The 18,188-nt window shown below is 54.8% G+C and carries 23 protein-coding genes; 7 read left to right on the forward strand and 16 right to left on the reverse strand.

The features are described from left to right. The 3 genes from ABFB09_RS08345 to ABFB09_RS08355 all read left to right on the forward strand — a co-directional run. The coding region (locus tag ABFB09_RS08345) for a reductive dehalogenase (protein ID WP_347001047.1) at positions 1-1,072 on the forward strand (1,072 nt) is incomplete at its 5' end. 205 nt (positions 1,073-1,277) lie between these two features. Beyond that, a complete protein-coding gene (locus ABFB09_RS08350) occupies positions 1,278-2,003 on the forward strand; it encodes a diphthine--ammonia ligase (protein WP_347001048.1) in 726 nt (241 codons plus the stop codon). Then, on the forward strand, positions 2,003-2,782 hold the full coding sequence (locus ABFB09_RS08355; RefSeq protein ID WP_347001049.1) for a radical SAM protein: 780 nt from the start codon (positions 2,003-2,005) through the stop codon (positions 2,780-2,782). The genes ABFB09_RS08350 and ABFB09_RS08355 overlap by 1 nt, the downstream gene beginning before the upstream one ends. A 40-nt stretch (positions 2,783-2,822) precedes the next feature. On the opposite strand, the gene ABFB09_RS08360 is transcribed toward ABFB09_RS08355, so the two are convergent. Beyond that, complete coding sequence (locus tag ABFB09_RS08360; protein ID WP_347001050.1) at positions 2,823-3,899, reverse strand: SDR family oxidoreductase; 1,077 nt, start codon at positions 3,897-3,899, stop codon at positions 2,823-2,825. A gap of 112 nt (positions 3,900-4,011) precedes the next feature. On the opposite strand from ABFB09_RS08360, the gene ligD reads away from it, so the two are divergent. After that, positions 4,012-4,923, forward strand: coding sequence for a non-homologous end-joining DNA ligase (gene ligD / locus ABFB09_RS08365; RefSeq protein ID WP_347001051.1), 912 nt, complete (start codon positions 4,012-4,014; stop codon positions 4,921-4,923). Between the two features lie 59 nt (positions 4,924-4,982). Here ligD and ABFB09_RS08370 read toward each other — a convergent pair whose 3' ends face one another. Continuing rightward, positions 4,983-5,357, reverse strand: a complete 375-nt coding sequence (locus ABFB09_RS08370; RefSeq protein ID WP_347001052.1) for a response regulator — start codon at positions 5,355-5,357, stop codon at positions 4,983-4,985. A 271-nt stretch (positions 5,358-5,628) separates the two neighbouring features. Here ABFB09_RS08370 and ABFB09_RS08375 point away from each other — a divergent pair, with 271 nt between their 5' ends. Then, on the forward strand, positions 5,629-6,252 hold the full coding sequence (locus ABFB09_RS08375; RefSeq protein WP_347001053.1) for a DOMON domain-containing protein: 624 nt from the start codon (positions 5,629-5,631) through the stop codon (positions 6,250-6,252). Between the two features lie 78 nt (positions 6,253-6,330). On the opposite strand, the gene ABFB09_RS08380 is transcribed toward ABFB09_RS08375, so the two are convergent. From ABFB09_RS08380 to ABFB09_RS08390, 3 genes are all read right to left on the reverse strand, one after another. Beyond that, complete coding sequence (locus tag ABFB09_RS08380) at positions 6,331-6,771, reverse strand: hypothetical protein (RefSeq protein WP_347001054.1); 441 nt, start codon at positions 6,769-6,771, stop codon at positions 6,331-6,333. Between the two features lie 185 nt (positions 6,772-6,956). Beyond that, the gene (locus tag ABFB09_RS08385; protein ID WP_347001055.1) at positions 6,957-7,253 is read right to left on the reverse strand and encodes a hypothetical protein; all 297 of its coding nucleotides are present in this window, start codon (positions 7,251-7,253) and stop codon (positions 6,957-6,959) included. Positions 7,254-7,352: 99 nt separating this feature from the next. Then, positions 7,353-7,724 (reverse strand): DUF2089 domain-containing protein, encoded by a 372-nt coding sequence (locus ABFB09_RS08390; protein WP_347001056.1) that lies wholly within the window; start codon positions 7,722-7,724, stop codon positions 7,353-7,355. A gap of 197 nt (positions 7,725-7,921) precedes the next feature. Here ABFB09_RS08390 and ABFB09_RS08395 point away from each other — a divergent pair, with 197 nt between their 5' ends. Next, positions 7,922-8,851, forward strand: coding sequence for an alpha/beta hydrolase family protein (locus tag ABFB09_RS08395; protein WP_347001057.1), 930 nt, complete (start codon positions 7,922-7,924; stop codon positions 8,849-8,851). Positions 8,852-8,896: 45 nt separating this feature from the next. Here ABFB09_RS08395 and ABFB09_RS08400 read toward each other — a convergent pair whose 3' ends face one another. The 8 genes from ABFB09_RS08400 to ABFB09_RS08435 form a co-directional block, all read right to left on the reverse strand. Continuing rightward, positions 8,897-9,310: an arsenate reductase ArsC gene (locus ABFB09_RS08400; protein ID WP_347001058.1), complete on the reverse strand. Its 414-nt coding sequence runs from the start codon at positions 9,308-9,310 to the stop codon at positions 8,897-8,899. Between the two features lie 94 nt (positions 9,311-9,404). Then, positions 9,405-10,064 carry a phosphate signaling complex protein PhoU gene (phoU, locus tag ABFB09_RS08405; RefSeq protein ID WP_347001059.1) on the reverse strand — a complete coding sequence of 220 codons (660 nt, stop codon included), beginning with the start codon at positions 10,062-10,064 and terminating at the stop codon, positions 9,405-9,407. A gap of 12 nt (positions 10,065-10,076) precedes the next feature. Then, a complete protein-coding gene (gene pstB / locus ABFB09_RS08410) occupies positions 10,077-10,901 on the reverse strand; it encodes a phosphate ABC transporter ATP-binding protein PstB (protein WP_347001060.1) in 825 nt (274 codons plus the stop codon). Positions 10,902-10,905: 4 nt separating this feature from the next. Next, on the reverse strand, positions 10,906-11,757 hold the full coding sequence (pstA, locus tag ABFB09_RS08415; protein ID WP_347001061.1) for a phosphate ABC transporter permease PstA: 852 nt from the start codon (positions 11,755-11,757) through the stop codon (positions 10,906-10,908). 3 nt (positions 11,758-11,760) lie between these two features. Further along, positions 11,761-12,696 carry a phosphate ABC transporter permease subunit PstC gene (gene pstC, locus ABFB09_RS08420; protein WP_347001062.1) on the reverse strand — a complete coding sequence of 312 codons (936 nt, stop codon included), beginning with the start codon at positions 12,694-12,696 and terminating at the stop codon, positions 11,761-11,763. A 2-nt stretch (positions 12,697-12,698) separates the two neighbouring features. Next, positions 12,699-13,097: an acyl-CoA thioesterase gene (locus tag ABFB09_RS08425; RefSeq protein WP_347001063.1), complete on the reverse strand. Its 399-nt coding sequence runs from the start codon at positions 13,095-13,097 to the stop codon at positions 12,699-12,701. A 143-nt stretch (positions 13,098-13,240) separates the two neighbouring features. After that, a complete protein-coding gene (locus ABFB09_RS08430; RefSeq protein WP_347001064.1) occupies positions 13,241-14,167 on the reverse strand; it encodes a PstS family phosphate ABC transporter substrate-binding protein in 927 nt (308 codons plus the stop codon). A 57-nt stretch (positions 14,168-14,224) separates the two neighbouring features. Further along, entirely contained in the window at positions 14,225-14,665 is a 441-nt protein-coding gene (locus ABFB09_RS08435; protein ID WP_347001065.1) for a methylglyoxal synthase, read from the reverse strand. A 250-nt stretch (positions 14,666-14,915) separates the two neighbouring features. Between ABFB09_RS08435 and ABFB09_RS08440 the strand changes: the two genes are divergently transcribed. After that, complete coding sequence (locus tag ABFB09_RS08440; RefSeq protein WP_347001066.1) at positions 14,916-15,158, forward strand: zinc ribbon domain-containing protein; 243 nt, start codon at positions 14,916-14,918, stop codon at positions 15,156-15,158. On the opposite strand, the gene ABFB09_RS08445 is transcribed toward ABFB09_RS08440, so the two are convergent. The 3 genes from ABFB09_RS08445 to ABFB09_RS08455 are packed head-to-tail and all read right to left on the reverse strand — an operon-like array spanning position 15,155 to position 18,187. Continuing rightward, positions 15,155-15,772, reverse strand: coding sequence for a hypothetical protein (locus tag ABFB09_RS08445; RefSeq protein ID WP_347001067.1), 618 nt, complete (start codon positions 15,770-15,772; stop codon positions 15,155-15,157). The two genes, ABFB09_RS08440 and ABFB09_RS08445, sit on opposite strands and share 4 nt — an antisense overlap. Further along, a complete protein-coding gene (gene ltaE, locus ABFB09_RS08450) occupies positions 15,769-16,803 on the reverse strand; it encodes a low-specificity L-threonine aldolase (RefSeq protein ID WP_347001068.1) in 1,035 nt (344 codons plus the stop codon). The genes ABFB09_RS08445 and ltaE overlap by 4 nt, the downstream gene beginning before the upstream one ends. A gap of 52 nt (positions 16,804-16,855) precedes the next feature. Further along, on the reverse strand, positions 16,856-18,187 hold the full coding sequence (locus ABFB09_RS08455) for an ATP-binding protein (protein ID WP_347001069.1): 1,332 nt from the start codon (positions 18,185-18,187) through the stop codon (positions 16,856-16,858). Position 18,188: the final 1 nt, after the last annotated feature.

The following is an 18,188-nucleotide window of genomic DNA, read 5'->3' on the forward strand; positions in this document are numbered from 1 at the left end:
CCGGGATGTCCGCTGCGCCGCGCTGGCCGATATGGTCACCGGCTTGCAGACCGCCGCCCCCTGGGACGGCCCCACCGGCATCACCCCGCCCCAGGACAAGGGCGCCGCCCGCTGGGAAGGCTCGCCTGAGGAGAATGTTCAAATGCTACGCGCTGCCCTGCACCTGGCCGGTGCGTCTCAGGTCGGCGCCATGGAACTCAACGACCACATGCTGCAGATCTTCGACAAGGGCGCCGTCGTCTTCGAAGATATCGAAAAGGGCACCCAGGACGAAAAGAAAGTCTATCACATTCCCCAAAAAGCCAAATACATCATCACCTACACCATTCAACAGAACTACATGCAGAGCGTCTATCAATTACGCGAGGATGAAGCCTATCCCGGCAAACTGGCTATGCCCATGCCGCTGGGACGCCCGGCTATCCACCGCGCTTATGGCGACGGCCGCTACACCGAGTGGCAGGCGATGCGCTTCGTCAAGAACCTGGGTTATCACGCCTATAAAGCCGGTGTTACCACCAACGTAGCCCTGGGCATCTTCTCAGGTCTCGGCGAACAGGGCCGCGCCACCTATATGATGTCACCCCGCTACGGCCTGATGAACCGCATCACCAACTACATCATCACTGACCTGCCGCTGGCTCCGACCGCCCCCATCGACTTCGGCGGCACCAAGTTCTGCGAAACCTGCATGCGCTGCGCGGAAAAATGCCCCAGTGATGCCTTGGGTCAGCAGAAAGAGCCTACCTGGGATATCGGTCCTGGCAACCGCTCCGGCTACCGCGGTTGGCGCGTAGACTGGCTGAAGTGCATCGAGATCGGCGCTCCTTCCCGCTGCGGCGTCTGCCACACCCTTTGCCCGTTCAACCATCCGTCCGAAGGCATCATCCACCCGGTGGTTCGGGCTGTTTCCGCCACCACCCCCGTCTTCGATAGTTTCTTCGCTTCGATGGACCGCGTCTTCGCTTACGCCGAACCCAAGAGCCATGAGGATCTTGAAGCCTGGTGGACCCGCGATCTGAACAACTGGAAACCGGATAACACCCATGGTGCCGGCACTTTCAAGTGGTAGGACTGATAAACTAATCAATGGAAAACGGGCGGCTGAAATAGCCGCCCGTTTTCCTAGTCAAACTCGGTACGCACAGCCACCGCCCTTCTGTTATCTTTCTTAACCAGGTCGTTAGGTCTGGTTATTCTGCTTATTTTATGGTAGAATCGGTAGATTACATTGACGAGCGCCGCAGAGTTGCGTTTCAGTGAAAGAGTATCAATTCATGGATGTTTTCGTATCATGGAGTGGCGGTAAAGACTGTTGCCTGGCTGCATACCGGGCTCAGAAACAGGGGCACAATATTCGGCGTTTAGCCAGTGTTGTCACCGAGCATTCAGGTGAGGTATTCCCTCACCGCCTCCCGCCGAGTGTGGTAAATCTCCAGGCTGAAGCTCTGGGTATTCCCCTGACTCAGATGGTGACTACCGTTGACACCTATAATGACAGTTATAGTAAAATGCTCCAATCTTTCCAGTCAGAGGGTATCACCGGTGGGGTTTTCGGAGACGTCAGTATAGGTAACAATTTAGCAGAGAAACACCTGAATTGGGCAAAGAGTGTTTGTGAACCAGCCGGAATCACCCCTATTATGCCGTTATGGAATGAAGAACGATCTTCGTTGCTGAGGGACTTGGTTGACTCCGGGTTCACCGCTATGATAATCGTTGTCGGTGACTCTCATTTGGGAAAAGAGTGGTTGGGACGGAAACTCGACACCGAAACCATAGCCGAATTCCAGTCTATGGCTGAAGCTTCCCCATCGGGACACGTTGGCTACTATCACACGTTGGTCGTTGACGGACCGATATTTTCCAAAAGGCTGGAGATCACGGACTTTGAACCCGTATTGAGTTACGGTAACTGGTTTATGGGTATCAAGGCTTGCCGTCTGGTTGAAAAAACTGACTTAAAAACCAAAACCATGGTCACCTCTCCGGAGTCGCCCTAATGAGTAGCTCTCAACGAGGAAGCGCCAGAGAAGAACTGCGGGTTTACCACGTCGTTTATGAGCCCAGTTTCAAATCCATAATGTTCCACCATTGGACCGAATGCAACCTTAAGTGCCAAGGGTGCTACTGTAAACGAGAAAAACTGGATTTCTCCCTGTTGCCTGACTGGAAGTACCGTCTGGCGACCAATCCGCCTGAATCTCCGCCGGAGAAACTGCTCTCACTGTCAGAAGCTTTAGGCATGATTTCGGGATTATCCATAGAGCGAGCTATCTATATCGGCATTGAACCGACGCTGGATCCCGGGTTCCCGTCATTAGCTAATGCATTGAAGACACAACACAAGGCCTACAATATCCTCTTCACCAACGGATTGGTGCTGCCCGATATCTCGGATATCGACGAAATCATCATGAGCCTCAAGGCGATCACCCCTGAACTTTATCGTGAATATACCGCCGCGGACAATAAAAAAGCCCTGCGAAACTTCCGAAAAATATATGAGACAGGGAAAAAATTGCAAGCGGAAATAACTCTTATTCCGGGGATTATCGAAGCCACCGAGGTTGAAAAAGCCGCGGAGTTCATTGCTTCGGTAGATCCCGGTATCCCTTTGAGGATCAATGGGTTCATCAGCCTGAACGGGGTCGAATACCGGGCTCCGACGGGTGAGGAAGTTGAGACTGCGGCCAATCTTGCCAAAAAACATTTAATTACAGTGAATTATCTTTCCGGCGATATGCCGAGAGTTGGTGAGCCGCCGATCAGATTGTTCTAAGCCGAAGCACGAAACCCATTATCAGGCTGATCCAATATTCTTATCGTGTTGCGCTCTCTAACGCCACAATAAGGTCCGCAACCACCTGTTTGCGAAAGGCTAAACTCTCCAGCACCGCCACAAGATCATCCGGATCCTTGAACCAGTTCGGCGCCTCTATCTCCTGTTTAGCCAGGTAATCGCGTAACCGGCCAAGCTTGTTCAGATATTCGGCGACCTTGACGTCATCCGGGACCCCTGTGGTTAGCACACGGCTCATCTCTCCGGCATAAACCCGCCACTCATCAACTTTCAGACCTGTGCCTTGCTGAAACATCCGTTTAGCCACCGGCCGAACCAATATCGACAATCGTTCATACTCCGCTTCAAAGTCGGTCATGACTTCTTCCAAAGCCTGGGCGATTGACCCGGCGGAGCCGGATGCTTTTTCTGCCGGCGGCTCGTCCGGTATTATCGGCTGACCTTGCGAGTCCAATCCCAACTTGCTAAGCCCCGCGATATAATCGATAGTTACACCATGGAACTTATCGGCAAAACGGATCGCTCCGGCTAGTCCGGCCGAGGCAAGTTCCGGATCAACCTTTTCTCCACCTGGAGTGCTGTCCGCTATAAAAGCCAACAACGAAACCATGCCTTTGCCTGGCGCCTCCCGGTTCAATCTGTTGATTAACATTTGGAGAGATTTCTCGGTGACCTGAGATTCGACCTCATTGGTCTGAAGGACAACGATTACGCCATATCGGCGTTTCAGTATGTCTGGCAAAAACTGATCGATCAAGGGGTGAGAATCCGGTTGATGGTTACGCTGATGAAATGCCAGGTTATCGACCACGATATCTACTTTACCGAAGACTCTCACCGATTCCCTGAAGACCCCTGCAACTTGATCCGTATCCGTGATATCCGCTTGAACGAAGATGCCGCTGCCGCCCCCTTGCTCGATAAAGCGGACTGTTTCACCGCCGCTGACTGCGTCTTTATCGACGGCCACGATTTGGGCCCCGATCCGGGCGAGTGCGCGCGCCGTTTCCCGCCCGATCCCATGCCCGGCTCCTGCTACCACAGCCACATTGCCGCCTAGTGTTTCAGGATCGAGTCCCGCGTTATCGATTATCATTTCTTCCTCCGAATCTGATTCATAATACTATGGATAAGCCCCACCCGCCAGCCTGGGATCATATTTCGACAACTCGATGGCGAATCGATGCTATTGCTGGTATATTGGATTAATGGTAGAAAAGATTAGCACTACAATCGATGGTCACCAGCTGGAGATTTCCAATTCAGCCAAAGTGTTTTTCCCTCAAGACGGTATCACCAAAGGAGAACTGATTCAATACTACCTGAAGATCGCTCCTGCAATGCTACTACACCTGGAAGACCGGCCATTATCGTTCCAGCGTTTCCCCGACGGCATCGGCGGGGAGGGCTTCTTTCAAAAAGCGACGCCCGATTACTACCCTGACTGGATCAAACGGGCGCCGTTACCCGGTGAGAAAGAGACCACCCGTTACGCTATCGCCGATTCAAAAGCCGCGCTCGTCTACTTCGCCCAGCAAGCCGTAATAACCCATCATGTCTGGTTGTCGCGCCGGGATAAACCACACAACCCCGATCTCATTATCTTCGACCTTGACCCCCAGAACGAGGATTTTGAAACAGTGCGTGAGGCGGCGTTCGGATTGCGTGAACTTCTGACGGAACTCAAACTTAACAGTTATGTTAAAACAACCGGTTCCAGAGGTTTACACGTGGCTGTTCCCCTGGACCGAGTAGCTGATTTTGAGCGGGCAAAAGCTTTCGCCCGTGCGGTGGCGACCCATTTCGAAAGCCGGCAACCGGAGGTTCTGACGACCGAAATTCGAATTGCCAAACGCGGGGAGCGGATTTTCATCGATACCGCCCGGAATAACTACGCTCAAACGGCCGTGGCGCCGTATTCGGTGAGAGCCCGGAAGAGCGCGACCGTTGCCGTCCCCATCACATGGAAAGAACTTGAAAACCGTGGTCTCAAGTCGGATAGCTTCAATATCAACAACGTCTTCGATCTGCTAAGCGATCGCCCCGACTCATGGCAAACGATCTATCGAAACGGTCAATCGTTGGATCAGGCGGAAAAAATACTCGAATCGATGCATTAACCGAAGGCGATCAATTAATGTCCAGCGACGATCTTGCACCACAATTCACGGCAGCCGGGTCAGATTTTGGCCGGATTTAAATGCTTTGCCACTGCCTGCCGCAGTTCGTCAGGAGTAAATGGTTTGGTGATATAACCGTCGGCTCCGAGGTTTTCGGCGAAACGGCGGTTCAGGTCATAATCGATAATGGTGAGTACCAACACCGGAATCGCTGAGGTGACAGGATGACACTTAATCTGACTACAGGCGGTCAGCCCGTCCATCCCGGGCATTAAAATATCCATGATGACCAGGTCGGGAATTTCCTCCCGGGCTACCTGTAACGCTTCTTCACCACTGGCAGCTTCCAATACCTGGTACTCATCGGACAGAATACCGCGCACCAATTGGCGAATTGGAGCCTGATCATCTACTATCAATATTTTTATAACCATCGTTTATCTTCTTGTGAGTATAATCCTTGCGTCATCTCTGTGCAAGACGAGTTAACCGCGTATCGGAAAATATATCGTTCTCAAATGACCGTAGGTTTCCTCTCAGTCATAGTTACAGATAGTTTTCCCGTTCAAACAGAACCAATATTGGCGACAAACCGTAAAGTTGTTTATAATTACCTGATCTTACACATGAGGGTTACTGCTCTTAATTTGTAATACCTGAAAAAAGTGATAGAATATAAATCATTCATCTTTTAAGGATTTTGTCGTGAAGTTGATTCATCTACGTAAATATCTGTTATTGTTTTTTTCAATGGTTCTAAGCGCCGGTCTAATACTTCCCGGTTGTGGAGGCACCACTCCCCCCCCAACTACATCCGCCCCACCAACCGACACATCCCCCACCGGTCCGTTGGGCTTTGCTTCAGGACGATATAGTTACAGCCAGACCTACAACGATATTATCACGGTAGCTGTCAGCAATACCGATGATACGGTGTCCATAGGCATCAAAGCCAGGACCACCGGGTGGGTCGCCATCGCACTTTCACCCGGCCTCAACAAACCCGATTCAGACTTATGGATCGGTTTCGTGAGCAATGATGGCCAGGTAACTCTGCTGGACTCATTTAATCCCGGGTACAGCGGCAATCATCCCCTGGATTCCATTCTTGGCGGCACCAATAGTCTATTCGCTATTACCGGCAGTGAAGTGAACGGCATCACCACAATTGAATTCAAACGCAATTTGACTACGGGTGATGCACGGGATATCAGGTTGTTTGACGGTGTGAATGCGTTTATTTGGGCAATCGGTACTACCGATAATACTTTCGAAGAGCATTCTTTTGTCGGTTTCGGCGAAATGACCATCAGTATTCAACACGGCTAAAATTCTCTCTATTGCGGGAGTATTTAGCCTAACGACGCGGGCACCACGGCGCCAATCTGCGGTGTCCGCATCGTTCACTTATTCGGCGAAAACCCGCACCTTACCCTGCCCACCATCGACATCTACCTCAAGTTCGGCTAATGACTCGATGAGTTCATCGATGTCCTCATCCGTGAAATTCTTGACGTTGATGTTAATACCGCGCTTCCGGAGCTCTTGTTCCACCTGGTCTCCTGCTTCGTGAGGGATAAGCGAGGTGAACTTCATACCTGCCCGGATCAGGCTGACCGGCACCCGGACGTTAACACGCCCGGTTTCACCATTATGACCGTCCGGATTGTCCACCAGCACCCTAAGGTATTTGATCTTTCGACTCAGCCGGCTCGCCAAGTTTTCCGAAGGAATATCCGATGGCGGCATTGCGCCCCGATCGATTGCCCCCAACAGTTTCATGGCTTCTTCGACAGTGATCTTTTTGGATTCCAGCATTTCGAGTATCTTTTTACGATTGTCCGACATCTAAATTCTCCTTTTAGTTAACATGTATTCTACTTCAGGGCGTCGTCTGGTTCGCAGCGGCATCGGCTCGCCAAATTGATCAACGTAAAGCAGCTTCACAGACTCCTCAAGAGTAATCTCTCTGGATTCCAGCATATCCAGGATCTCCTGAATTGTATTTCGATGCCCCGGCATCCTCTTCCCTCCTAGACGAAATTGATCAGCATTTTCCGGCTGCCAGTCTGAATGTCCATCTTGAGGCCGCGCATCGCAAACAGCAGCCTCCATACGTAGGGGCCCGCCATCACCAGCGGTCGCGCTCTACCCATCGGCAAGAGGATCAGTGCCAACACGATAACGATGGGCAAGGCAATTAACATGAGAGCCAGGAGGACCGGATAAACAAGGAACCAGGGCAACCACAGGCCGACGAAGCCCTCCTTCGACGGTATCCTGAGATGAAGTAAAAGCGGCGGCCAGTTCATTGAAGCCTCCTTAGACAAACAGACCTTCGAGCCAGTTCCAAATCTCCGAGAGATGGGTTAAAACAAACACCAGTAAAATAATTGACACCACAAACGTCAGACAGCCAAAGCATCCTTTCATGACAGCCTCCGGATCGCCTCATCGGCGGTTATCTCGCCCCGTTCAAGTAAACTCAATACATCCTCCCGCGACACTTTGATCGCCGGCGGCGCCTCGAATTCCACCATTTTAAGTTTGCCCGCCAGCTTGTCCAGCCGGTTTTTGACGGTGGGATAACTGATGCCGAAGTATTTTTCCATATCTTTGATGGATCCGTGGGCTCCAATGAAGGCCATGATGAAGACCTGATCATCAGCCTCGAGTTGCGCCAGCGGCGGCAGGGCGAATTCCCCCTCGATAGCAATACCGCTTTCTACCAGCTTCACTCTTTCGACGACGATCTCAGCACCGCCAGTGAGCCGTGTGAGTTCCGCCCAATCTCTAATCATATCCGTCGGTCCCTTTCGGTTACTAAGATGTTACCCGATGAAACACTGCTCAACCTAGCGTGCTATTGATATTTTCAATATATTATAACGCATTATTTCAGTTTGTCAATACCTGAATAAATTTTTATGAATTCCCCGTTGACGGTTGGATGCGGGTGATTGTTTCAGACTGAGTTTCGGCGTAAAATCGAGTAGAAATGAACAGGTTCAACCCCTATGATTACGTTCCGGTTGGAAACTTCACCACGGAACACATCTCTTCAACGGGTACATTCCAGCAATTCAGAGTGTCCTTCGATTCGGCCTGCCCTGCTGATTTCCCTGAGATGAACCTGGTAACTGGCGACTATTATCTTCCGAGAAACACGACGAAAAAACACCCCCTCGTGGTGCTGGTGCACGGTGTCGGCGATACCAGCACAATGCCTTGTCGCCTGCTGGCCAGATCTCTGGCCGGCGCCGGAATCGCCAGTCTGGTTTTGTATATGCCGATACATTCACGGCGATTGCCCGAAGAGATGAAAAAACGGTTCTACGATCTTTCGGCTCAGGACTGGTTCAACCTGTACCGCATTTCGGTGGTCAATATCCGGCAGGTGCTGGACTGGGCGGAAAGCCGGCTGGAAATCGATACGCATCGGCTGGGTGTAGCCGGTATCAGCTTCGGCGGCTATGTGTCGGCCATTGCCATGGGAATAGACCGGCGGCTCCGGGCTGGGGCGTTTCTGTTCACTGCCGGCAACCTGGAAAAACTGGCCCGGACCAGATCCAGCAGCCGGTTTACCAGGTATGATATCAGCGAAGACCTTTTCCGGAAAAACCAGAGCAGCTATATGGCTTATGTGGCTGATGTCTCAGCGCGGGGCTTTGACAATGTGCCACCACCGCAAGTGGGGTATCTTTTCGATCCTTATACTTTTTGTTCCGAAATAAAAAACAAACCTGTCTTGATGATGAACGCGCATTGGGACGAGTATTTCCCTAAAGAAGCGGCAAACGAATTCTGGGAAGCTTGCGGCAAACCAAAACAGATATGGCTGCCGGCGAGTCATGCGAGTGCCTGGATATATTACCCTGTCATACGTCACCATGTCGTCAATCTGTTCCGCAATTCACTCATGGTTTGACGGACCCGGTACGACAGAGTCCGTTAACGGGTCATCGACGGCGCATCAATCTGAAACGGATGTAATGCCCAGTGCTTTGATCAGATCAAGCACCCGTTGCTTGATCTCGTCGCGGATCTGACGGACGGTGGTTAAGTCCTTGCCCTTGGGGTCGGTCAGCGCCCAGTCTTCTTTAGGGGCGGCAATGACCGGGCAGGCGTTATCCATGCAACCCATGGTGATGGCTTTTTCGATTCCTTGTGTCATCTCGAAGGTGAGCAGGCGGGGCAGGCTGGCGGAAAGGTCGAATCCCAGCTCCTTCATGGCTTCGACGACGACCGGATTCACCGAATCACCCGGCTCGGTGCCGGCTGATTCTGCTACCGCTTCTCCGTGAGCATAGTGGTTGAAGAACGCCTCAGCCATCTTTGATCGCCCCGAATTGTGGATACAAACGAAGAGTACCTTTTTCAGAACCATCACCCCCTGGTAACTCTCATATTAGACCGTTTGGTTATTGAATATTGGAACTTGAATTTTGTTTGGAATTTGTATCTTGGTTATTGATCATTGGTCAATACTTACCGCCGATCTCTTCCTGTTTACCGGTGACTACGAAGACCACCCGCTCACAGATGTTGGTAACCCGGTCGGCGGAACGCTCAAGGTTGTGGGCGGCCCAGATGAGCCGGGTCGCCCGATTTACCGTCTTGGGATCCTCCCCCATGAAGTAAAGCAATTCGCGAAAGATCTGATCGTATAAAGCATCGACTTCATCATCATCCTCTGTGACCTTCCGCGCCGCGACGGCATCCCGTCGGACAAATGCATCCATCGCCCGCCGGAGCATATCGGCCGTTTTGTCAGCCATGCGCGGCAGATCGATGAGGGGTTTTAACGGCGGCTCATCGCCCAGCATGATGGCGATCTTGGCATTGCCCGCCGCATGATCGCCGATGCGCTCCAGGTCGATAATGACGTTCAGGACGGCTACGATGACGCGCAGATCGCGAGCCATCGGCGCCTGGGTGGCGATGAGGTGAATGCAATCCTCTTCGATCTCGAAGCGCTTTTCGTTGATGAGAGAGTCGTCTTTGACTACGCGCTGCGCCAGGGCGGTGTCGCGGCTTTTTAGGGCATCCATCGAAAGGGTTATGGCATTCTCCACCATGCTGCCTAAGCTGAGCACCTTGTCCTGCAATTGTTTCAGATTGCGTTCGTAATCAACTCTCATAGCTTTCCTCTCTTACCCAAAGCGGCCGGTAATATAGTCTTCAGTACGTTTATCGCGCGGGTTGGTAAAAAGTTCCATGGTGGGTCCGTATTCCACCAGCGTACCCGACCGGTCGTCGTCCACCATCAGGAAGGCCGTCTGGTCTGAAACCCGCGCCGCCTGCTGCATGTTGTGGGTGACGATAACGATCGTATAGGAGGTCGCCAGAGTGCGCATCAGATCTTCGATCTTAAGTGTGGCAATGGGGTCGAGAGCCGAACATGGCTCATCCATCAGGATGACCTCCGGTTCGACGGCGAGTACCCGGGCGATGCATACCCGCTGCTGCTGACCGCCGGAGATGGACAGTCCCGACTGGCCCAGTTTGTCCTTCACCTCATCCCAGATGGCTGCCTGCCGCAGGCTTTTTTCGACGATCTCCTCCAGGACATGCTTTTTCCTGATACCGTGGCGTCGCGGCCCGAAGGCCACGTTATCGAAGATGGACATGGGGAAGGGGTTGGGTTTCTGAAAGACCATGCCGACGCGTTTCCTGAGTTCGACGACGTCGACGTCCTTTCCAAAGATGTCGACGCCGTCGAACTCGACCAATCCCTGGGTCCGAGCCACGGGGATGAGGTCGTTCATACGGTTGAACTCTCTAAGCAGAGACGACTTACCGCACCCCGAGGGGCCGATAATGGCAGTGATACCGCAGGCTGGTATATCCATGGTGACGTCCTTGAGCGCCCGGAAGCTGCCATAATAGAGGTTCAAGTGCTCGGTGCGCAACTTGCCGGTGCCCAAGGTGCAGATGGTGTTTTCTTGTTCCCTGACGATTGCAGGCCTGATATCCATGTATTTACCTCTTGCGTGTTCTTAAGCGGATGATGGTGACCAGGATATTAAATAAAAGCACCATTGCCACCAGTACCAGGGCTACTCCCCACATCACCTCCCGTGGCATGCCGGGAACATGGGCTGAGACGGTGTACAGGTGATAGGGCAGCGCCATGAAACGGTCGAATGGGGAAGTGGGCAACCCGGGGACCAGGAACGCGGCGCCGACCACCAGGATAGGCGCCGTCTCGCCGGCGGCGCGGCTCATGGCCAAAATGGCGCCGGTCAGGATTCCGGAGGATGCTTCCGGCAGTACAGCGTGCCGGATGGTCTGCCATTTAGAAACACCGATGGCCAGACTGCCCTCGCGATATTCCCTCGGCACAGCGATGATAGCTTCCCGGGAGGTGGTGATGGTCATGGCCAAAGCCTGGGCGGCCAGGGTCAGTGAGGCGGCGATGAGCGACAGCCCCATGTCCAGGGTTAGCACGAAGACGGCCAAACCAAACAGGCCGAAGACGATGCTGGGCACACCGGCCAGGTTGATGATAGACAGGTTGATGAGGCGGGTCAGCCAGTTGTCGCGGGCGTATTCGGAAAGATAGATGCCAGCCATTACTCCGACCGGTAGGGCGATGAGGATGGTGCCCAGCATCAGGTAGGCAGTACCGATGATGGCTGGAAGAATACCGCCCGCCCTGCCTGCCTGCGATGGAGACTGGGTGATAAAGTCCCAGGAGATGACGCTGTAACCGCTGGCGATCATGTAAATGAGAATGAGAATAACCGGCACCACCACGATCAGCATGGCCGTAAAGAGCAGTGCCATGGCGGCGCGCTGGGTGAACTGGCGGGATTTTATATTGCTTTTCATCAGTTAGCTTCTCGCGAACTTGCGCTTCTGGGCGTCCATGACTTTGGCAGCGATGAAATTAACCAGCATCGTCAGCATGAACAGGACAAGGCCGATGGCGAAAAGAGCCTTGTATACCGGCCCGTTAACCACGGCGTTGCCAATGCCGGAAGCCACCGCTGCGGTCATAGGCATCATCGGATCGAAAGGTGAATCAGGCACTGCCAATGCGCCGCCAGCCACCATAAGCACCGTCATTGTCTCGCCGATAGCCCGGCCGACGCCCAGCATGATGGCTGCCGAAACACCGGACAGCGCTGATGGCAGGCAGACGTTCCAGATGGTCTCCCACTTAGTAGCGCCCAGTCCGTAGGATGCCTGCCGAAACTCATTGGGTACGGCGCGCAAGGCGTCCTCCGACACCGAGACTATGACCGGCAGGCTCATCATGGCCAGCATGATACCTGCGGTGAAGCCGGTCAGGCCGGTGTTAAAGCCGAGGGTGTTCTGCACCCAGGGCGAAAGAAGCAGCAGGCCGATGAAACCCATGATCACCGATGGAAAACCGGAGAGAAGTTCCACCAGGGGTTTGACCACGTCAGTCACCCTTCGGGGTGCCACCTCGGCCAGATAAACGGCGCAGCCGACGCCCACCGGCACAGCCAGCACCGTGGAAACAGCCGTTACCCAAAGAGTGGACACGAAGAACTGGCGGATGCCCAGCACCGGCGGCTCGGAAAACGGCAACCAACTATTACCGGTGAGGAAGTCCCAGGGCGAAGTGGCGAAGAGCGCTGGCAGACCCTGTTGCAGCAGGATGCCGAAAACTCCGAGCAGGACGACGATGGCCATGAGCCCGGTTAAGCGGATGAGCAGTTCGATGAGTTGCTCGCCGGGACGGCGGCGTTTGCGCAATCTGGCGGCGGTACTCTGAAAGAGGTCAGCGGAGGATTGTGACACGGCTATCCCGCCTCACCCGTTTGGTTCGGTTGGTACAGGTCTTCCGGGCGTTTGACCGGCTGTTTCCGGCCCTCGCGGTCAACGGCAACGAAAGTGATCCGGGTTTCGAACAAAATGGTCTCGGGGCAGGCATGCCGCCGGGTCCCGAACACCTTCACGTTATATTGTGCCGAAGTCTGTCCCAGTCGGACACGGTTGACATCGAATCTGATGATCTCCCCGCCAGCCACCGGGTGATGAAACGAGACGTTATCCAGTGCGATGGTCACGAACCGGTTACCCGGAAACTCCTGGTTGGCGGTGATGTAGGCGAACTCATCGATCCATTTCAACATATTACCGCCGAAGAGGAAACCGTCATGGTTCAGGTGTTCCGGCAGTATCAATTTATAATGATCCATTAAACCTCTTGTTAATTAGACCTGGTGCCATTCCAGCCGAGGCCGATTATAACACCGGGCGGCGGATTTTTCAGCCTGTGAAAGGGGTAAACACGGATTGCTGCCGCCAACGAGAGGCGGCAGCAATCCGTGGCAGTGATATTCTACTTCAGGGCGACGAAGCCCTCTTCTTCAACGATCTTCTGGCCGGCAGCAGACAGGCCATAGTCGATGAAGGCTTTGGTCAAACCGGTGGGTTCGCCGGCGGTGTAGTAGTAGAGGAACCGGGAGATGGGGTAGCTGCCATCCTTGGCGGTGGCCAGAGTCGGGGCCACGGCGGCGGATTCGGCGGTCTTCTTGATGGTCAGCGTCTTAACGGTGTTGTTTACATAGCCCAGGCCGGAGTAGAAGATGGCGTTAGGATTCTGGGCTACCTGGGTGATGCCGACCTCGGTCGAGGGCAGGAGTTGAGCCGACGTGGAGTACTGAATGGTCTTATCCTGTTTGCCGGCGATCAGTTTCTGGACAACCTCTTCCAGGAAGTAAGCGTAGGTGCCGGAGTTGGTGTCTCGGGATAGGACGACGATGGAAGCGTTGTTGCCGCCGACCTGACTCCAGTTGGTAACCTTGCCGGAGTAGATATCGGAGAGTTGCTCGATGGATAAGGTGTTTACCGGGTTGCTGGGATGAACGACCACCGACAGCGCATCCAGGGCGACCTTTGTCTCCACTACGGTCACGCCAACGGCTTTAGCCTGGTCGATCTCAGACTGCTTGATGGGGCGAGACGATTGAGCGAAGGTGGTGGTCTTGTTGATCAGAGCGGCGATACCGGCACTTGAGCCGGGACCGGCCACGGTGATGTTAACGTTCTGGTGCGCTTTCATGAATTCTTCCGCCCAGCGGGTGCTGACTGGGGTGACGGTGTTGGAACCGATGATGTCGAGATTACCGGACAGGGTATCGACGGTGCCGGTTGGGTTGGTGGTGGCGGGGGGGGTGTCGTCATTGCAGCTAGTCAGGCTTGCGGTTAGGGTAAGGGCCAGGACCAGGGGCAGGGCTAACCATTTCAGGAAACGCTGTGATTTCAAGTTGATTTCTCCTCTTTTTTCGGATTTCGATATTCGGGTTTCGGATTTATTTTATGGCTACAGGGCCGAGATGACCCCGGTTAAAAAGCGGGACCTTACTGAGACTTCGTTGATGACCTCAGGGTGCTCGAAGATGAGGTGCAGCACCGCTTCCGCCGTAGCCACGTTGGTGGCCAGCGGCACGTTGTGGACGTCGCAGACTCTTAAAAGGGCAGTTACGTCCGGTTCATGCGGCTGGACGGTCAGCGGGTCCCGCAGGAAGATGATGGCCTTGACTACGCCGGAAGCTACCAGAGAGCCGATCTGCTGGTCCCCGCCCATGGGGCCGCTTTGCATCAGGGTAACCGGCAGGTTGGTGCGAGCCTGCACAAGCAGGCCGGTGGCGCGGGTGGCTACGAGGGACAGTTTGGAAAGCTCTTCGCGGTGACTCTTCACCAGAGAGAGCATCTCCTCTTTCTTGTTGTCATGCGCTATAAGCGCCAGGGTGATGTTGTTCACCTTTTCTCCTTGAGACTCTATACTTCTTTTCATCTTACAACCCCAAGTATAAAGCCCCAAGTTTAAGGTGGTTTTAAGGGAATGTTAAAGTTTTGTTAAAGTTTTCCGGCAGGTGCGATCCGCCAGTTACCCAGAAACAACTAGTTGACGGGCATGGTATCAGGTGTTATGCTTGGTTAACTTCTACAACCGATTTGATTTCAACACGTGGGAACAGGGGAAAACAGCTGGCGAAATCTAAGGAGATAACATGCCGATTTACGATTATAAATGCCGCACATGCGGCGAGGTGTTCGAACTACTGGTATCCTACACCGGAAAATGCGGGGATTTCACCTGTTCCGCCTGCGGCGGCGCCGATCTGGAAAGGCAGCAGTCCATCCCGGTGGTGCTCAAGCGTTGCAACCCCGGCGGCCTGACCTGCTGCGGCAGTGAGCAGCGTTGTGAGACATCACCCTGCCACAGCGGCGGCGGTGGTTGTCACAGCCATTAACCGGCCGCTCCCCGCCTCTTTAAAAACTCCTTAGCCGTCTTCCTTGCCTTGGGGCTCGGCGCGTCAAGATAACTCTGCACAAAGTCGATTACCGCCGCCTTATCTTCGATGTCGTCGAAGCATTTATCCAATGTCTCCATGGCATTGGCGGCGATGAGCGCCCTCCGGCCCGGCGTATGGTGCGTCTGGCCGACCTTCAACAGGTAGCCGGTGATGCAACTCCTGAGCGATGGCTTGGCTTTGAATATCCGGGCGGCGTTCAGCGCCACATGCAACGGAATGATCAGGCTGTTGTCATCGAGAAGCGAAAAATACTTCTCGCAAATCGCTTCGAATTTGGTATCTCCCTTGGCCGCCGCCATGCCCGCCAGGAGGTAGATGGCGATGTACTTGGCATCGACGCCCTTACCGTCCAGCATGGCCGCGACCTTGTCCCAGTACCGCACGTACATGCGCTCGGGATACACCTCGGTCAACATATGTAGAGACAGGAAGCTCCGCTGCCGGGTGTCAAGGTCCTTGACTGACAGGCCGGTCCATAATTCCTCCAGCCTGGCATCGCTGGTCAGCGCTTCCCGCGCCAGGGCGATTATCTCTGTTTCAGAGGGTTTCATCTATTGACTCCCACGATCCCGCTTATTAGTTTCACCGCCTCCCCGATCTCTTCCGCCGTCACCATCCGGTGAGTCACTGCCCGCACCCGGCGCGGCCCCACAGCTATGAGCTTCACCCCCACCGCCGCAGCCTCCTTGACGAACTCGGCGGCGGGCAGGCTATTCGGCATGCCAAACATGACGATGTTGGTTTCCGGACGCTCTACGTCGAGGCCGTGAATTTGCGACAGGCCCTCAGCTAGAGATTTAGCGTTCCGATGGTCCTCGGCCAGGCGTTCCACGCACGTCTCCAGACACACGATGCCCGCAGCTGCGATGACACCGGCCTGGCGCATGCCGCCGCCGACCATCTTGCGTAATTTCCGCGCCCGGTTGATGAATTCGGTGCTGCCGCACAGTACCGAGCCGACCGGCGCCGAAAGCCCTTTCGACAGGCAGAAACAGACCGAATCCACCGGTTCGCACAGTTCGATAACCGGCACGCCCAGGCTGACGGCGGCGTTGAATATCCTGGCGCCGTCGAGATGCACGGACAGGCCGTGCCTCCGGGCCGCCGAGGCGGCTTCGGTGGTATATTCCACGTCGAGCACCGCGCCGCCGCAGAAATTGTGGCTGTTTTCGATACAAAGAAGCTTGGAAGGCGGCCAGTGGAGGTTCCTGCCGCGCACCGCGCCTTCTATGATATCGATGTCGATGGTGCCGTCGGGATTGTTAGGTACGGTGCGTAACGACACCCCGCCCAGCGCCGCGGCGCCCCCGGCCTCGTTCAGGAAGATATGGCTGCGGTCACCCAGGATGATCTCGTCGCCATGGCGGGTATGACTCATCACGGCAATGAGATTGCTCATGGTGCCGCTGGGAGTAAATACCGCGGCCTCCTTACCGGTGAGCTCGGCGGATATCTCTTCCAGCCGGTTGACGGTGGGATCTTCGCTGAAAACGTCATCCCCCACTTCGGCGCGGAACATGGCTTCCCGCATCTCCCGGGTGGGGTGGGTGATCGTGTCGCTTCTCAGGTCGATGGTTTTCATTCAGGCTCCAGAATCGATATCGATGTTGATTATACGCTTCTTACGCAGCCGGTCAGCCCGGCAGGGTGAAATGAAAGGCAGTCCCCTGCCCCGGCTCGCTTTCCGCCCGGATCTGGCCGCCGTGAGCCTGGACGATATGCTTGGCGATGGCCAGCCCCAGGCCGGTGCCCCCGGCGCTCCGGGCCTTATCCGCCTTGTAAAAACGTTCGAAGATACGCGGCAGATCGTCATAAGCTATGCCGACACCGGTGTCGCGGATGGTGACCTCGATCCCTTTATCCCTGGCGGCGGCGGCCAGGGTGACCTGACCGCCGGGCGGGGTGAACTTGATGGAGTTGTGAACCAGGTTCATCAACACCTGTTCGATGCGGCCGGCATCGGCCTTGATGAGCGGCAGATTGAGGGCGGGCTCGACCGATATGGTCAGTTCCGCCCGTTCGGCCTGGGGCCGCAACCGCTCGACAACGCTGTGCATGACGCCGCCGATATCCAGCGGCCCTTTATCCAGCGGCGCTTCGCCGCTCTCGATGCGGGATAGTTCCCCCAATTCCTCGACCAGTTGCCCCATCTTGTCGGCTTCGATAGCGATGCGGTTCAGGAAATCGGCGGACACCGCCGGATCGGCCAAGGCCCCATCCTTGAGCGTCTCGGCCAGCAGCTTCAAAGAGGCTACCGGGGTGCGCAGTTCGTGGGAGATATTAGCCACAAAATCGCGCCGTACTTTTTCCAATCGTTTGAGCTCGGTCAGATCCCTGACCACCATCACCGCCCCGGGTTCATTCTTGAGGGGAGTTACCGTTACCCCGAAATGACGGCGGCTGGCACGTATATCCACCGTACCGTCCTGCCTTTTCCCGTCGGCCAGGCATTTCTTCAACAGATCGTCGAGTTCATGGTTGCGCACCGCTTCCATGAAACTGCGCCCGTTCGGCTTGGGTCCCAGGTTGAACATCTTCACCGCGGCTTCGTTGTGATGGGTGATCTCACCGTGTTTGTTGATCATAAAGATGGCGTCGGCTACATGAGCTAGCACCAGATCCATGCGGTTGCGCTCGGCGGTAATGGCTTTCAACCGGTCGCCGACGCTCTTGGACATTTCGTTGAAAGCATGTTTCAGGTCGGCCAGTTCGCCGATAGCCACCAGGCGCACCTTGTCCGCCGATTCGCCGCCGCCCAGGCGTTTCATCGCCAGTTCTATCTCCACCTCGTCATCGGTGGTCGAAGGCACCAACAGGTAAATGGTGACGGCGACCGCCACACTGGCGGCGATACCAGCCACCAGCAGCGTTGTTGAAAAACCTCGTACCATACCCACCACCGTGAGGGCAACGGCGATAGTGATGACGGCGATGACGATCAGGCGGCGTAATAACTGTACGGTCATT

It is taken from the genome of Dehalogenimonas sp. THU2 (assembly GCF_039749495.1).
Lineage (GTDB): Bacteria > Chloroflexota > Dehalococcoidia > Dehalococcoidales > Dehalococcoidaceae > Dehalogenimonas.

Coding starts and splice junctions, on each gene's coding strand:
- ABFB09_RS08395 (WP_347001057.1), top strand. CDS start 7,922: ATGAACAGGTTCAACCCCTATGATTACGTTCCGGTTGGAAACTTCACC.
- ABFB09_RS08440 (WP_347001066.1), top strand. CDS start 14,916: ATGCCGATTTACGATTATAAATGCCGCACATGCGGCGAGGTGTTCGAA.
- ABFB09_RS08355 (WP_347001049.1), top strand. CDS start 2,003: ATGAGTAGCTCTCAACGAGGAAGCGCCAGAGAAGAACTGCGGGTTTAC.
- ABFB09_RS08445 (WP_347001067.1), bottom strand. CDS start 15,772: ATGAAACCCTCTGAAACAGAGATAATCGCCCTGGCGCGGGAAGCGCTG.
- ABFB09_RS08350 (WP_347001048.1), top strand. CDS start 1,278: ATGGATGTTTTCGTATCATGGAGTGGCGGTAAAGACTGTTGCCTGGCT.
- ABFB09_RS08370 (WP_347001052.1), bottom strand. CDS start 5,357: ATGGTTATAAAAATATTGATAGTAGATGATCAGGCTCCAATTCGCCAA.
- pstB (WP_347001060.1), bottom strand. CDS start 10,901: ATGGATATCAGGCCTGCAATCGTCAGGGAACAAGAAAACACCATCTGC.
- ABFB09_RS08455 (WP_347001069.1), bottom strand. CDS start 18,187: ATGACCGTACAGTTATTACGCCGCCTGATCGTCATCGCCGTCATCACT.
- ABFB09_RS08400 (WP_347001058.1), bottom strand. CDS start 9,310: ATGGTTCTGAAAAAGGTACTCTTCGTTTGTATCCACAATTCGGGGCGA.
- ABFB09_RS08390 (WP_347001056.1), bottom strand. CDS start 7,724: ATGATTAGAGATTGGGCGGAACTCACACGGCTCACTGGCGGTGCTGAG.
- ABFB09_RS08380 (WP_347001054.1), bottom strand. CDS start 6,771: ATGTCGGACAATCGTAAAAAGATACTCGAAATGCTGGAATCCAAAAAG.
- ltaE (WP_347001068.1), bottom strand. CDS start 16,803: ATGAAAACCATCGACCTGAGAAGCGACACGATCACCCACCCCACCCGG.
- ABFB09_RS08425 (WP_347001063.1), bottom strand. CDS start 13,097: ATGGATCATTATAAATTGATACTGCCGGAACACCTGAACCATGACGGT.
- pstA (WP_347001061.1), bottom strand. CDS start 11,757: ATGAAAAGCAATATAAAATCCCGCCAGTTCACCCAGCGCGCCGCCATG.
- ABFB09_RS08360 (WP_347001050.1), bottom strand. CDS start 3,899: ATGATAATCGATAACGCGGGACTCGATCCTGAAACACTAGGCGGCAAT.
- phoU (WP_347001059.1), bottom strand. CDS start 10,064: ATGAGAGTTGATTACGAACGCAATCTGAAACAATTGCAGGACAAGGTG.
- ligD (WP_347001051.1), top strand. CDS start 4,012: ATGGTAGAAAAGATTAGCACTACAATCGATGGTCACCAGCTGGAGATT.